This is a genomic window from Jejuia pallidilutea (assembly GCF_002973595.1).
In the GTDB taxonomy this organism is placed as follows: domain Bacteria; phylum Bacteroidota; class Bacteroidia; order Flavobacteriales; family Flavobacteriaceae; genus Jejuia; species Jejuia pallidilutea.
In genome coordinates, this window is the sequence record NZ_PVEO01000013.1 from 1 (window position 1) to 16,268 (window position 16,268).

General features: G+C 35.0%; 14 protein-coding genes. 8 read left to right on the top strand and 6 right to left on the bottom strand.

The genetic code is table 11. The features are described 5' to 3' along the window. The 4 genes from CLV33_RS15895 to CLV33_RS17820 form a co-directional block, all read left to right on the top strand. Positions 1–4,572: HYR domain-containing protein (locus tag CLV33_RS15895; protein WP_146109758.1), on the top strand; the 4,572-nt coding region annotated here is incomplete at its 5' end. Positions 4,573–4,582: 10 nt separating this feature from the next. After that, positions 4,583–5,503: a PorP/SprF family type IX secretion system membrane protein gene (locus tag CLV33_RS15900; RefSeq protein ID WP_105474708.1), complete on the top strand. Its 921-nt coding sequence runs from the start codon at positions 4,583–4,585 to the stop codon at positions 5,501–5,503. Between the two features lie 19 nt (positions 5,504–5,522). Then, the gene (locus CLV33_RS15905) at positions 5,523–7,445 is read left to right on the top strand and encodes an OmpA family protein (RefSeq protein ID WP_105474709.1); all 1,923 of its coding nucleotides are present in this window, start codon (positions 5,523–5,525) and stop codon (positions 7,443–7,445) included. Positions 7,446–7,504: 59 nt separating this feature from the next. Then, entirely contained in the window at positions 7,505–9,427 is a 1,923-nt protein-coding gene (locus tag CLV33_RS17820; protein WP_105474710.1) for an OmpA family protein, read from the top strand. A gap of 390 nt (positions 9,428–9,817) precedes the next feature. Here CLV33_RS17820 and CLV33_RS15915 read toward each other — a convergent pair whose 3' ends face one another. Together CLV33_RS15915 and pdxH are read right to left on the bottom strand one after the other, a co-directional pair. After that, positions 9,818–10,312, bottom strand: coding sequence for a CAP domain-containing protein (locus tag CLV33_RS15915; protein WP_105474711.1), 495 nt, complete (start codon positions 10,310–10,312; stop codon positions 9,818–9,820). 162 nt (positions 10,313–10,474) lie between these two features. Further along, the gene (gene pdxH / locus CLV33_RS15920) at positions 10,475–11,122 is read right to left on the bottom strand and encodes a pyridoxamine 5'-phosphate oxidase (protein ID WP_105474712.1); all 648 of its coding nucleotides are present in this window, start codon (positions 11,120–11,122) and stop codon (positions 10,475–10,477) included. A gap of 117 nt (positions 11,123–11,239) precedes the next feature. Here pdxH and CLV33_RS15925 point away from each other — a divergent pair, with 117 nt between their 5' ends. Then, positions 11,240–11,653, top strand: a complete 414-nt coding sequence (locus CLV33_RS15925; RefSeq protein WP_105474713.1) for a hypothetical protein — start codon at positions 11,240–11,242, stop codon at positions 11,651–11,653. An 88-nt stretch (positions 11,654–11,741) separates the two neighbouring features. Further along, positions 11,742–12,161 (top strand): hypothetical protein, encoded by a 420-nt coding sequence (locus tag CLV33_RS15930; RefSeq protein ID WP_105474714.1) that lies wholly within the window; start codon positions 11,742–11,744, stop codon positions 12,159–12,161. Here the strand turns inward: CLV33_RS15930 and CLV33_RS15935 are convergent. The 4 genes from CLV33_RS15935 to pyrR form a co-directional block, all read right to left on the bottom strand. Then, entirely contained in the window at positions 12,148–13,056 is a 909-nt protein-coding gene (locus CLV33_RS15935; protein ID WP_105474715.1) for a ribonuclease Z, read from the bottom strand. The two genes, CLV33_RS15930 and CLV33_RS15935, sit on opposite strands and share 14 nt — an antisense overlap. A gap of 59 nt (positions 13,057–13,115) precedes the next feature. Next, positions 13,116–13,448 carry a hypothetical protein gene (locus CLV33_RS15940; RefSeq protein ID WP_042246717.1) on the bottom strand — a complete coding sequence of 111 codons (333 nt, stop codon included), beginning with the start codon at positions 13,446–13,448 and terminating at the stop codon, positions 13,116–13,118. A gap of 6 nt (positions 13,449–13,454) precedes the next feature. After that, positions 13,455–14,381, bottom strand: a complete 927-nt coding sequence (locus CLV33_RS15945) for an aspartate carbamoyltransferase catalytic subunit (protein ID WP_105474716.1) — start codon at positions 14,379–14,381, stop codon at positions 13,455–13,457. A gap of 86 nt (positions 14,382–14,467) precedes the next feature. Further along, positions 14,468–15,007: a bifunctional pyr operon transcriptional regulator/uracil phosphoribosyltransferase PyrR gene (pyrR, locus tag CLV33_RS15950; RefSeq protein ID WP_042246722.1), complete on the bottom strand. Its 540-nt coding sequence runs from the start codon at positions 15,005–15,007 to the stop codon at positions 14,468–14,470. Positions 15,008–15,172: 165 nt separating this feature from the next. On the opposite strand from pyrR, the gene CLV33_RS15955 reads away from it, so the two are divergent. Next, positions 15,173–15,724, top strand: a complete 552-nt coding sequence (locus CLV33_RS15955; protein WP_105474717.1) for an NUDIX hydrolase — start codon at positions 15,173–15,175, stop codon at positions 15,722–15,724. A 58-nt stretch (positions 15,725–15,782) separates the two neighbouring features. Next, positions 15,783–16,268, top strand: coding sequence for an acetyl-CoA carboxylase biotin carboxyl carrier protein subunit (locus CLV33_RS15960; protein ID WP_042246729.1), 486 nt, complete (start codon positions 15,783–15,785; stop codon positions 16,266–16,268).

The window sequence follows — 16,268 nt, forward strand, 5'->3', positions numbered from 1 at the left end:
GGGAACACTGATTCCTGTAACGCGACTGTGACCGTTGAGGACAACGTTAGCCCTAACGCCATATGCCAGAACATTACGGTACAGCTTGATGCCGCCGGTAATGCGTCCATCACCGCTGCTCAGGTTGACAACGGCTCTAACGACAATTGTGGTATTGCATCTATTACAGCATCTCAATTATCTTTTAATTGTTCTAATGTTGGAGACAATACAGTAACACTTACGGTTACCGATGTAAACGGAAACTCTTCTACATGTGATGCAATTGTTACAGTTGAAAATAATATTAGTCCAACAATTACATGTCCTGCTGATGTAATAGCTGTTACATCTGATGATGGAACAGGTAACTGTTCAACAACTGTAGCTTTAGGACTTCCAACTGCAACAGATAACTGTTCTATAAATTCTGTACTAGCTCAAGTTAATGGTACAACTATTGACCCTATAACTTATGAATTTAACTTAGGAGTTACTACTGTGACTTGGATAGTTACTGATCCTTCAAACAACTCAGCTTCATGTACGCAAACCGTGACGGTAACAGATGACGAGAACCCTACCATTACCTGTCCTGCTGATGTGTCCGTTACAGCTGATACCGATAGCTGTGAAACACTCGCCGCAAGCGTAACACTGGGCACTCCTGTTACAAACGACAATTGTTCCGTAGCATCAGTAACGAACGATGCCCCCAGTACATTCCCGCTTGGGGACACCACAGTAACATGGACCGTTACCGATGGCTCCGGAAATACCGCTACCTGTACACAGACCGTGACCGTGACCGACGACCAAGACCCCATTATTACAGAATGTCCAGCGCCCATATCCATTACTGCAGATGCAGATATCTGTGCCACAGATGCTACTAACGTAACTTTGGGAACTCCTGTATTTACCGATAACTGTTCCGCTGGGGCTACCATAACCAACGATGCCCCTGCCTCGTTCCCTATTGGTGATACCACAGTGACCTGGACCATTACAGATGGCTCTGGAAATACCGTAACATGTACACAAATTGTTACCGTAACCGACGACCAGGACCCCGTTATTACGGAATGTCCAGCAGATGTCGCCGTTACCGCTGATACCGGTGTATGTTCAACCGATGCCTCTAACGTAACCCTGGGCGCTCCCGTATTCAACGACAACTGTTCGGGCGCTATTGCCTCTAACGATGCACCTAGCACATTCCCGCTTGGGGACACTATTGTTACCTGGACGGTAACCGATGCGGCCGGCAACACAACTACCTGTACGCAAACCGTAACGGTAACAGACGATGAAGACCCTGTTATTACTACTTGTCCTGCTGATGCTACTGCCAATACCTCTGATGACGGTACTGGAAACTGTACCACAACTGTTGCCCTAGGTACTCCTGTATCTAACGATAACTGTTCAGTAGCTACTACTGAGGCACAAGTAAATGGTACTACCATTGACCCTATAACTTTTGAATTTGGTTTAGGGGATACTACCGTAACCTGGTTAATTACCGACGGTTCTGGAAATACAACTACCTGTACACAAACCGTTACCGTTACCGACGATGAGAATCCTACAATTACCTGTCCCGCTAACATAAACGTTAATATTGACGCTGCTGCTTGTGATGTTTCTACCGTAAATTTGGGTACACCTATCACAGACGATAACTGTTCCGTGGCCTCTGTAACCAACGATGCGCCTAGTACATATCCGTTAGGAGATACTATTGTTACCTGGACGGTAACCGATGGCTCTGGAAATACAGCTACCTGTACACAAACCGTTACCGTTATTGACAATGTAGACCCTACTATTAGCTGTCCTGCCGATATATCGATATCCGCCGATGCAGGGCTTTGTTCCGCTTCTGGTGTAAACTTGGGCACACCTACAACATCCGATTGTGTGGTGTCTACCGTAACTAACGATGCGCCTAGTACATTTCCGCTTGGGGATACTATTGTTACCTGGACGGTAACTGATAGCTCTGGAAACTCAGCTTCATGTACGCAAACCGTGACGGTAACTGATGACGAGAACCCTACCATTACCTGTCCTGCTGATGTGTCCGTTACAGCTGATACCGATAGCTGTGAAACACTCGCTGAAAGCGTAACACTGGGGACTCCTGTTACAAACGACAACTGTTCCGTAGCATCAGTAACGAACGATGCCCCCAGTACATTCCCGCTTGGGGACACCACAGTAACATGGACCGTTACCGATGGCTCCGGAAATACCGCTACCTGTACACAGACCGTGACCGTGACCGACGACCAAGACCCCGTTATTACAGAATGTCCAGCGCCCATATCCATTACTGCAGATGCAGATATCTGTGCCACAGATGCTACTAACGTAACTTTGGGAACTCCTGTATTTACCGATAACTGTTCCGCTGGGGCTACCATAACCAACGATGCCCCTGCCTCGTTCCCTATTGGTGATACCACAGTGACCTGGACCATTACAGATGGCTCTGGAAATACCGTAACATGTACACAAATTGTTACCGTAACCGACGACCAGGACCCCGTTATTACGGAATGTCCAGCAGATGTCGCCGTTACCGCTGATACCGGTGTATGTTCAACCGATGCCTCTAACGTAACCCTGGGCGCTCCCGTATTCAACGACAACTGTTCGGGCGCTATTGCCTCTAACGATGCACCTAGCACATTCCCGCTTGGGGACACTATTATTACCTGGACGGTAACCGATACGGCCGGCAACACAACTACCTGTACGCAAACCGTAACGGTAACAGACGATGAAGCCCCTACTATTATCTGTCCTGATGACATTACAGTTAATGCAGATGCAGGATTATGTTCTGCTTCAAATGTAGATCTTGGCGTACCTGTAGCAAACGATAATTGTGGTGTTGCAACTGTTCTAAATAATGCTTTAGAACCTTTCGCTCTAGGACAAACTATAGTAACATGGACCGTAACTGATAATTCTGGAAACACTGCAACTTGCGAACAAATAGTTACAGTAGTGGATGGAGAATTACCTGAACTTACTTGCCCACCTGCTGTTACAGTAAATGTTGATGCTGGTAGCTGTGAAGCTACTAATGTAGATTTAGGCGATTTAGATGTACAAGATTGTACAGATGTAATCATTACTAACAACGCTCCGTCTACTTATCCTTTAGGAGACACTACTGTTACATGGACAGTAACTGATCTTGCTGGTAATTCTGAAATATGTGACCAGATAGTAACTGTTATAGACAACATTCCGCCAACTTTTGTTGAGGCGCTTCCAACAGATATTACTGTTGAGTGCGATAATGTTCCTACTGAAGAAACATTAACAGCTACAGATAATTGTGGTGATGCTGTAGTAACCTTTGAAGAAGTTAGAATAGATGGTTCTTGTGTTTCTAACTATATTTTAGAACGTACTTGGACAGCTACTGATGAAGCTGGTTCTACAACCGTTCATACTCAAACTATAACTGTTCAGGATACAACACCCCCTGTGTTTGTAGAAAGATTACCAGACGATGTTACTGTAGAATGTGATGCAATACCAACACCTGAAACTATTACAGCTACAGACAACTGTAACACCGCTACTGTAACTACCCAAGATGTAATTATTGATGGCCCATGTGTTGGAACATATACAATAGAACGTACTTATACTGCAACTGATGAATGTAACCTATCTATAGCTTACACTCAAACCATTAATGTAGTTGATACTACAGCACCAACTCCCGTAGAAGCTATTGAGGAAAATATTACAGTAAGCTGTACAGACATTCCTGAAGCACCAGAAGTTGAGTTTCAAGATAACTGTTCTAGTGACATTGTAGTAGTGTTTAACGAAGTTAACGGATTTGATGATACTGTTTATGAAGATTATCAAATTGTAAGAACTTGGACTGTTAGAGATGCTTGTAATAATGAAGCTACTTACACACAAACGTTAAATGTAATGTTAGACGAAATTATTACTCAAGTTAATGGTCCTGATAGATGTTATGATGATGGTATAATAGACTTAGACGAATTCCTAACTTCTGAAAATAAAGAAGGTACTTGGGAAATGTTAGAAGGCGACCCTGTAGCAGAATTGAATGGTAACTTATTCAACCCAACTACTTTAGAGCCAACTGTTGATTTCTTACCAAATAATGGTGATTCTATTGACTATATTTTTAGATATACAGGCCTTGATAATGGTTGTATTAACATAACAGAAGTAACAATAAGAATAAATCCAGATTGTGTGGTTTTACCATGTGGCGACTCAGATATTGAAATCTCTAAAGCACTTACACCTAATGGTGATGGTTTTAATGACACGTTTGATATTATGGGTATAGATTTATGTGGATTTACAGCTAATGTTAAAATTTTCAACCGTTGGGGAGCATTGGTATATGAATCTGATAATTACACTTTAGGTGAAGGTCAAGGATCATGGCAAGGAAACTCACATAAATCATCAGTAGGATCTGCTGGAAAAGTACCTAATGGCACCTACTACTATATTATAAACTTAGAAAATAGTGGATTACCACCTTATACTGGCCCTATCTACATTGGAACCAAATAAAACGTAACCTATGAAATTTATTAAACATTACATAATTGCTTTTGCGTTATTTAGTTGTACAGTTGGAGTAGCACAACAGCTTCCACAATTTACACAGTACATGTATAACACAATTTCTATAAATCCAGCTTATGCTGGAAGTAGAGAAGCTTTAAGCATTGTTGGATTACACAGAAGCCAATGGGTTGGTTTTGATGGTGGACCAATAACACAAACACTATCTATACATTCCCCATTAAGAAATGATAGAATAGGTTTAGGGTTATCTTTTATTGAGGATGATTTAGGCCCTGAAAATTTCACCTATTTGTACGGAGATTTCTCTTATACTATTCCTACTGGTGCTACTGGAAAATTGGCTTTTGGACTTAAAGCAGGCTTTACCAGTTATAGTTTAGATCCAGATTTTAGAAATTCACAGAGTTTTGATCCCTCAATTAGAGGAATTCAAGATAGATGGACACCAAATATTGGGTTAGGTTTATTTTATCATACCAATAGATTTTATATTGGAGCCTCTGCCCCTAGAGTACTAAATACTGATAGAAATACCGACGAAGGTTTTGAAGCCCTAGAACGATTAAGTTATTATGCTATTGCGGGTGTTGTACTAGATATTAGTGACTCTGTTAAGTTTAAGCCTTCAACATTAATGAAAGCAACCAATGGAGCACCATTATCATTCGATTTTACAGCAAACTTTCTTTTTAACGAAAAATTCTGGCTAGGTGCATCTTACAGATTAAACCAAGATACAGGAGCATTTGGTGGTTTTGCCGATATTCAATTATCTAGACAATTACGCGTTGGGTATTCATACGAAAAACCAATTTCAGACATTAGAGCTTATACCAGTGGTACCCACGAGGTATTATTAATTTATGAATTTAAATTCCTAAGCTCTAAACTAAAATCTCCAAGATATTTCTAATAAACTGCAAGAAATCATTATGAAATCAAAAACTTACATATTAGTTTGTATTGCATTAGTAATGATGTCTGCAGTATTTGCCCAACCAGGTAAGCAAAAAAGAGCAGACACATTATTTAATAAATTTTCTTTTGTTAAAGCTGCAGAAGTATATAAAGATCTTATTAAAAATAATTATAATAAAGACTACGCTACAAGACAATTAGCCGATTGTTATGCTTACTTAAGAAATCCCTCTGCCGCTGCCAGATATTATAAGCGTGTGGTAGAACAAAAAGATGTACCTATTGAGTATTACTACAGTTATGCACAAGCTTTACGAGGTATAAAGAAATATAAAGAATCTAGAGAATGGATGCAACGTTTTAAAGATTCTGGTGGTGTTACCAATACCGATAGCTTTGAAAAAGACCAGCTTTTTATGGCCCATGTATTCAGTTCTAAGAAACAATATTTTTTAAAACGAACACGTATTAATTCAAAATTTAGTGATTTTGGAGCCATAGAACATAATGGTAAAATATATTTTGCATCATCTAGAGACGAAGGCGTTTCTGTAAAACGCGTTTATGGATGGAACGAGCAGCCTTTTTTAGATGTTTATGTAACTGAAAAGGATAGCAAAAAAAGAGTAGATCATACCCATAAGCTTAAAGGTGATGTAAACTCCATATACCACGATGGTCCTGTAGTAATTTCTAATGATGGGAAAACAATGTATTTTTCAAGAAATGCTGCTAATAAATATGGTAAGGAAAATGATAAAAGAGGAATTAGCAACATAAACATTTACAAGGCAACCCTTAAAGATAGCCTTTGGACAGATGTTGAAAAACTTTCAATTAATAGCAATGAATATTCTGTACAGCACCCTGCATTAAATAAAGACAATACTCGTTTGTATTTCTCTTCAGATATGCCTGGTGGCTACGGAGGTTCAGATATTTATTATGTAGATATTAATCCTGATGGTACTTATGGCGCACCAATAAACCTAGGAAATGTTGTAAACACTAAAGATTCTGAAGGTACACCTTTTATAAATAATGAAGGGATTCTATTCTTCTCTTCTGATGGGCATTTAGGTTTAGGATTATTAGATATTTTTGGAACGGTAACTGATGAAACCGGAACTATAACAGATGTTGTTAACCTTGGAGTTCCTGTAAATTCTGAAAAAGATGATTTTTCATTCACAATGAATACCGACGGATTATCGGGTTACTTCTCTTCAAACAGAAGAGGTGGTAGAGGTGATGATGATATTTACGAATATTACCGCAAACCTCTTCTTAATGTTCGCGGACAAGTTGTTGATGCTATAAACACCAAACCTATTCCAAATTCTGAAATAAATCTATTTGATGCCGATGGCAATAAAATAGCTTACATGGTTACAGATAAAGATGGGTACTACAATATAAATATTGATAGAAACAAAGATTATAAAATAGTAGCGAGCTTAGATAAGTATATAGATGATTACAGAGAATTTACCTCAAAAAATATATCTAGTATAGAGTCTGTTATTGTAGCAAACTTAATTTTAAACCCTGTTCAAAATGTAGAAATATTAGCAGATTTATCATTAAATACAATTTATTTCGATTTTGATAAACATAATATTCGAGAGGATGCTAAGAAAGAACTAGATAAAATAATTAACTTAATGAACAACGATTATCCGGAAATGATAATTAGAATAGAATCGCATACCGATTCTAGGGGTTCATTAACTTACAATGACAAATTATCTATAGACCGTGCTAACGCTACCTACGAATATTTAATTTCCAATGGTATAGATCCTAGCCGAATTACAGAACATAAAGGCTTTGGAGAGAGACGACTTACCAATGGTTGTGAAGATGGAGCAAAATGTGAAGATGAAGAGCATCAACTAAACCGTAGAACACAATTTATAGTTGTACAAATGGAATAAAACGCAAATTAACCACTTGTGTCATCAAAAATATGTTGTTTTATTAAAAACAAGACCCCATGAAACAAAAAAACTACTTGTTATTATATGCCCTTAGCGTATTAAGCTTTAGTACTTTTGCACAACAAGGCTTACAAAAAAGAGCAGACAGTCTTTTTCATAAATTTGCCTTTGTAGACGCTTCTAAAGCCTATAAAAAACTAATAGAAAAAGATTATAATACAGATTATGCCACTAGACAATTAGGAGATTGCTATGCTTACATGCGTAATCCTGAAAAAGCAGCTGTATACTACAAAAACGCTGTGGCACAAGATAACGTCCCTATTGAATATTATTACAAATACGCACAAGCCTTAAGAGGTATAGAAGATTACAAAGCATCTAGAGTTTGGTTAAAAAAGTTTAACGATGCAGGTGGTGTTATAAATGAAAATAAAATAACCAAAGATCCAGACTTTATAAATGCTATTTTTAATGCAAAACATCAGTACTTTCTAAAAGACGTAAAAATAAATTCAGAATTAAGCGATTTTGGCGCATTTGAACAAGATGGCAAACTATACTTCGCTTCATCTGCAGATAAGGGCGTATCTACTAAACACATATACGCTTGGAACGAACAGCCTTTTTTGGATGTTTATGTTACAGAAAAAAATGCTGACACCATCGTTCATCACCTATCAAAATTAAAAGGCGATGTAAACTCGGTATATCATGATGGCCCTGTTACCATTACCAAAGATGGAAAAACCATGTACTTTTCAAGAAACAATTACGACGATAAAAAACTAGGAAAAGATAGAAATGGTATAAGCAACCTAAAAATATACAAAGCTTCTTTGGTTGATGGAGAATGGACAAATATTAAAGAATTACCATTTAATGATGATAACTATTCTGTTGGTCATCCTACCTTAAATAAAGACGAAACAAAATTATATTTTGCTTCAGATATGCCTGGAGGCCTAGGTGGATCAGACATTTATTATGTAGACATTAATAAAAATAATGGTTACGGCATACCACAAAATGCTGGAAATATCATTAATACAAAAAGAAACGAACTGTTTCCGTTTATTAATACAGAAGATATTTTATTTTTCTCCTCAGACGGCCATTTAGGACTTGGGCTTTTAGATATTTTTGCAACTGTTTACGATGAGGAAGGTAAACTAACAGATGTTGTAAACTTAGGAATACCAGTAAACTCTAATAAAGATGATTTTTCATTTTTTATGAATACCGATGGTATTACAGGCTATTTTGCATCAAATAGAGATGGAGGTGTTGGTGATGACGATATTTATGCATACAATAGAATTCCTCGTTTAAAGCTTGAAGGTACTGTTAAAGATATTATTAATAACACCCCTGTAGAAAATGCCATTGTAACATTGTTGGATACAGATGGAAATAAAATAGCCTATGTTGAAACCGACAAAAATGGTGAATACGATATTAATATTGATAGAGATACCGACTATTTAGTAACTGCAAATAAAGATGGTTATCCACAGTATGAAACATCTGTTACAACAAAAGGGCTAGACGATACTATTAAATCAATAACCGCCAACTTTGAAATTAGTCCAACACAAAAACAAGAAGAAATTATTATAGACAATCTCGGTCCTATTTACTTTAATTTTGATAGTGCAAAAATAAGAAAAGACGACTCAGATGAATTAGCCCGAATTGTAAACTTAATGGTAAACAAATATCCTGAAATGACCATTACTATACAGTCGCACACAGATTCTAGAGGGCCATCGGCATATAATGATATTTTATCTTCAAAAAGAGCGCGCTCAACCTATAATTATTTAATATCTAAAGGAGTAGATCCTTCAAGAATAATAGAATATAAGGGCTTTGGAGAAAGCAAGTTGGTAAACGATTGCGATGGTACAACACCTTGTTCCGAGGCACAGCACCAACTTAATAGACGTACAAATTTTATAGTTATTAAAGTAAAATAATTTAAGCTTAGTATATAATATTCGCACCACCAAGATTTAAGTTTTGGTAGTGTTTTTTTTATCTTTATTTCAACTAGATAATTAAATATGTGAAGCATAAAAATCCTTCCAATTCCGGAAGGGTCTAATCCAAAAGCTAAATTTAATAATAACAAAGTTATACTATACAACCTGCTAATTAACTTATTAATTAAAAGGTTATGGGGTTTAATACTTTATAAGTTAAAAATATAGTTAAAGCTGCATTATTAATTTGTTTACTAAACTTATAATAAGCGTTTAAATATTTTAAGGGTGAGATATCATAAACGTTTGAAATAAATTAGGACGCATTTTATTTCAATAAATACACCTATTTAAATTATGTATGATAAAGAATATTTTTATAATTTATTTCTTAATAAATATGTTGGTAAAGTACCATTTATCGTTGATGTCTTTTTCTGCTGAAACATCAAAATATGTAAAATCGCCTTCAATATTATTTTTGTGCGATTCACTTCTTAACCACGCTCCTACTACAGATTCGGCAGAAGAGTATCCGTAAGCAACATTTTCTGATACACTTTTGGCACCGGCCTTACTCTTTAAATAATTACTTCTTGTAAAAAAATTGGCGTGTGATACTGTTTGGGTATCTACCATATAATCTGTGTGTGAAAAAGCTGTAGATTTAATTATCGTCATACTCTCTAAAGGCGCTAAACCTAAAGAAAGTCTGTGGTTATTAATTAATTCTAAAATTTGTACTTCTATGGTCTTGGTTTCCGGTACAGAAACGCTATCTATTAGGGCGTCTGCTTGATCATCCATAGACTCTGGTGCACAGGAAAATGAAAGTACAGCAATAACCGCCAATAGCGATAATTTGGTTAGTAACTTCATGGTTAAGTAAATTTAGATTTGGGACTATAAATCTACTTTCTAAACCATGGTTAGAGCGTTAACAAAATGTTAAAATCGATTAAAAACATGTATTTAGTCGAATATAAATGTTTTTAATCGATGAAATACATTATATAAGTAAGTAAATATCTAATAATCGATTTAAGGCGATAATCGCTCTATTTTCCAATTATAATCTGTCTGTATTTGGTACCTAATTCTATCGTGTAATCTATTTGGTCGCCCTTGCCAAAACTCGAGTTCTACAGGCTTTACTATGTAACCACCCCAGTACTTTGGTCTTTCTATAGCCTTACCCTCGTATTCATGCTCTAAAGCCTTTAATTTCTCTTCCAGAAAAGCTCTATCTGGTACTACTTCACTTTGGTTCGATGCTAATGCTCCAAGCTGACTTCCTATGGGGCGAGACTCAAAGTAACCATCACTTAAATTCGGGGCGATTTTTTCAGCCTTACCCTTAATAATTACTTGCCGTTCTGCACCATGCCAGAAAAAGGACAAACACACGTTTGGATTTTTAGCAATAGCCTTTCCTTTTTCACTATTGTAATTAGTGTAAAATATAAATCCTTCGTAGGTGAATTTTTTAAGTAGCACTACTCTACTTTTAGGAAAGCCATCCAGCCCTATTGTAGAAATAGTCATGGCATTATTCTCATCTTCAGAAAAGTACTTGTCTACCTCAAAAAACCACTTTTGGAACAATTCTAGCGGGTTTTCTGGCGCATTCTCTAATAACAATTCTCCCTTGTTATAAGTCTTTCTATAATTACTTAAATCGTTTTCCATTCAACGAAATTAATGAAAAAATAACTCCAATAAATACAAAAACTCATTTAAACTTCTTAATTTCGGTGCTCTCTCTTTTTAACTAATTTAATATAATTTAAAATTCATTCCCAACCAATGAAATTTGAAAAGTCCCCTTATTTTAAAACATTAAAACCTTATAAACTAGAACTTAATTTTGGCAACTATTACTTTTGTGAAAAATTTATTGTTAGCGAACTCTTTGAAGGCGTTCATTTCGACTGGGATATGGTGCAAGAGCTAATACAAGAAATTCATAAGTTTTACGGTGAAGGTGTAAAACTAGGATACATAGCCAATAGAATTAATGCGTATTCTGTAGATCCACAAAACTGGCTAAAAATTGAAAAAAAATATAACATCCTAGTAGCTGCCGCCATTGTAGTGTATAATAACGCCTCATATATTAATGCATCTTTAGAAAAATTATTTACCCAAAAAAGCATTAAAAGATGCTTATCTTTAAAAGAAGCTATAGAGTGGATAGAAAGTTTAGAAGAGTTTAACTAAACGGCTTTGTATTTAGGTTAATAAATTAATTTATACAGACAAATACTTTGTATTTTATTGTTTAAATTCAATAATGGATTTAAGATGCATGAAATTTGAATTGTCTGTTTACGCAAAAGAGCTAAACTACCATAAGGTGTCGTTTCCTTTTGGGGTACTATACCTTTGTGATAATTTTTTTATATCTGAAATTTTTTCTGAAATACACCTAAATGAAGATAAGATTTTTAAAATAGTAGAAACTCTTGTTGATTATTATGGTAAAAATGCAAAGGTATGTTACATTTCAAATCGAGTAAACTCTTATTCATCTACGCCACAATTATGGGTAAAAGCTCTGGAAGAAAATGATATTTTTTCATCAGGAGCCATTGTGTATTACAGTTTATCTGGTTTAATGAATTTTGAGATTGAAAACTACATATGCCCAAAGGAAATGAGAAGTTTTAATACTTTAAGCGCTGCTATAGAATGGGTAAAAAATAAAACTTGTGTTAGTGAAAACTAAATATCTTACCGTCTTGGGCTAGCTTTACGTTTTTAAATACAGTTTTGGCTTCATCCTTAAAAACTTCTAAGTTTGGATACCTAGATGAATAATGCCCTAATATTAAAGTACCTGCATTGGCTTGTTTTGCAATTTTAGCTGCTTCTTTTGCTGTAGAATGTTTAGTTTTAGGTGCTAAATGCGCATGAGCTTCTAAAAATGTAGACTCATGGTATAGCACATCTACATCCTTTATAATAGGTACAATATCCGTTTTATAAACGGTATCACTACAAAACGCATAGCTTTTAGGTTTTTCAGCAGGAAAGGTTACTGTTTCGTTATCTATTAAAACACCATCTTCATTTTCTATATCAAACCCCTGTTTAAGCTTTCGGTAGTATGCCATATCTATATTTGCTTCTTCTACGGCATCAATATCCAATTTTCTATCACCTTCCTTTTCCTTAAATAAATAACCATTTGTGTAAACCCTATGTTCTAAAGGAATGGTATGTACTTGAATTTTATCATCCTCGAAAATCAATTCTGAAGTTGTTGAAGACAGCTCATGGAAATACAATCTATAGTTAGTCCAAGAATCAGCAAGCTTCATTTGAAGGGTAACAACTTCCTTAATACCTTTTGGCCCGTATATATGTAAGTCTGTCTCACGAGTTAAAAGTCTAAAAGTTGAAATTAAACCTACCAAACCAAAAAAATGATCGCCGTGTAAATGAGATATAAATATATGTTTTATACGGTTAAATTTAATTTTGTGTTTGCGTAATTGTACTTGGGTGCCCTCGCCACAATCTATTAAAAACATGTGATTGGCAATTTCTAAAACTTGGGAGGTAGTGTTACCTAAAGTTCTTGGAGTTGCACTGTAACAGCCTAAAATGGTTAATTTCATTAAATTGTTATTAGTTTGTTGTTTAAACAGCTAAATGCCTTTTAAAACAACTAAACGTTTTAAAACCCTAAATCGCGTTCCATTTCTTCCATCTCAATAATATCAAAAGCTTCTTGCTGTGTTGGTACAACTACCAACTCATCTGGAACTTCATCTAAATTTATATTTTCTGAAACGATAACAAAAGAATGTTTTTTACCTCTATGGATGTTCGATATATTTAAAAACTCTATAATGTCCTTAAGACCTATTTTACCTAATGTGGTTAAAATAACAATAATATTGTCGTTCTTGTATTTAGGATATAAAGCTTCTAACTTTTTAACAAGCTCTACAATTGTATATTTTTCTTGGGTTAAAATGGTAATATTACCTGTTTTGTCTATAATCATAATCTACTATTTTATTTTAGAAGCCAATAAATAAATAACTGCCATTCTTATAGCCACACCGTTTTGAACCTGATCTAGAATAATGGCTTGTTTAGAATCGGCCACATCACTGGTAATTTCTACTCCACGATTTATGGGGCCTGGGTGCATAATGGTTATTTCTTTATTTAAGCTATCTAACAATGTTTTGTTTACTCCAAATTGTTGGGTATATTCTCTAGTTGATGGAAAATAGCTAATATCCATTCGTTCGTTTTGTACACGGAGCATATTGGCTACATCGCACCAATGTAGTGCCTTTCTTAAATTAGTTTCAACTTTAACACCTAGTTTACCTATGTATTTAGGAATTAAAGTTTTAGGGCCGCAAACCATTACTTCTGCGCCTTGCAATTGTAATGCAAATATATTGGAGAGTGCTACTCTACTGTGTAAAATATCGCCAACTATAACTACTTTTTTACCTTTTACCTCTCCTAGTCTTTCTCTTATGGAGTAAGAATCTAAAAGTGCTTGGGTTGGATGCTCATGAGCGCCATCTCCAGCATTAACTATACTTGCTTTAACATGTTTAGATAAAAATACACCAGCACCAGGGTTTGGATGACGCATTACCACCATATCTACTTTCATAGATAAAATGTTGTTTACGGTGTCTATTAAGGTTTCTCCTTTTTTTACTGAAGATTGACCTGAAGAAAAGTTAATAACATCGGCAGATAATCGTTTTTCTGCCAATTCAAAAGATAATTTAGTTCTCGTGGAGTTTTCAAAAAATAAATTAGCAATGGTTATATCTCTTAAAGAAGGTACTTTTTTTATTGGCCTATTAATGACTTCCTTGAAATGATCGGCTGTTTCAAAAATAAGTTTAATATCTTCTTTATTAAGATATTTTATTCCCAGTAAGTGATTTACACTTAATTCGCTCATATTATCGGTATTCTGTGGCAGTTTTTAATTGCCAGTACTTTTCTTTTTTAACTCTAGTATTTGTTTAAGCGTTCTGTATCATTTAATCATTTATCAATTAAATATACAGAATCTTCATCATCATATTCTTTCCAATTTACTTTTACTTTTTCACTATTAATTACATCTACTTGTCGTCCTCTATAATCGGGCTGTATAGGCAGGTGTCTACTAAAACGGCGATCTATTAAAGCTAGTAATTCTATCTCGTTTGGTCTACCAAAAGATTGTACTGCAGTTAATGCTGCTCTTATACTTCTACCTGTGTACAAAACATCATCAATAAATACTATGTTTTTATCTTCAACTAAAAAATCTATTTTGGTTTTGTTGGCTTCTAACGGTTTATCGCTTCTTCTAAAATCATCTCGATAAAAGGTAATATCTAAATATCCTAATTTAACATCTTTTACCTTATAATGTTCTTTTAGAATTTTTGTTATTCTATCTGCTAAAAACACCCCACGAGGCTGTAAACCAATTAATACCGTATTAGAGAAATCGTTGTGTTTTTCAATAAGTTGACAAGCCAATCGATGAAGAATGATGTTTACCTCTTTTGCGTTAAGTAAAACTTTCTGACTCATATGCTACCCAAACGTGTTTGGTACACAAAGGTAATGCAAAAATTTAAAACGAATTAATTTTAATTTGTTTTAAAAACTACAATTTTAAAATCTATTATATTATTCTAGATTTTAAATGCCAATTGGTATAATTTTGTAGGAACAAGTTATTTAATACAGTAAATTATGGATGAGTATATAGATGTTGCTACCAAAGATGGTGCCTTAACAGGAAGGCGCGAACTAAAATCAATTATCCATCAAAAAGGGTTGTATCACCATACCTCCCACGTTTGGTTATATACTAAGAAGAAAGAAATTTTATTGGCACAACGTTCTGCAAAAAAAGCAATTTGCCCCTTGCTTTGGGATGTATCGGTAGCAGGACATATTGATGCTGGAGAAACACCCAAAGGCGCTGCTGTTAGAGAAATAAAAGAAGAAATTGGACTGGAGATTCCTAAAGAACAGCTAAAATTAATAGGCGTATTTAATTGCTTTCAGAGTTATGATAACGGTTTGATAGACAATGAGTTTCACAATACATTTACAGCCGAACTTAAAGTAGATATTTCTGAATTATCACCTCAAAAAAACGAAGTAGAAGCCCTTAAATTGGTAACATTTAATGAATTTGAAACGCTACTAAATAATATTGGAAAAGACAATCATTTTGTAGCTTCAAATAAAAAGTACTATCAGGTAGTTTACAAAAAAATAGTAGATACTTTATCGTAAAACAATCTTTTAGTTTAAAAGCTAAATCTTGCTTATATTTACAGAAAGCAAGATAATTATGAGTAAAAATTTAAAAGCCAAAGTAAATAATAACTTTGATTTTGATATTAGTACAGATGATGTTTCTAAGCTGGATATCATAAAAAGTTCAAACTCAAACTATCACCTACTTCACAATAATAAATCGTTTCATTGCAAGATAATTGCTTCAAATTTCAATACTAAAGCATATCAAGTTTCTGTAAACAATACGGTTTATGATATTGCTATTGCTAACGATTTAGACGTACTAATTAAAGATATGGGCTTTTCCATTGGCTCTAAAAAGGCAATTACATCTATTACAGCGCCTATGCCAGGGCTTATATTAGAAATTAATGTTAAGGTTGGTCAGGAAATTCAAGAAAACGATCCGCTACTTATTCTTGAAGCTATGAAAATGGAAAATATCATTACATCACCTATTGATGGAGTTATTAAAGCGATTCACGCTACAAAAGGAGACGCTGTTACCAAAGACCAACTGATAATAGAATTTGAATAA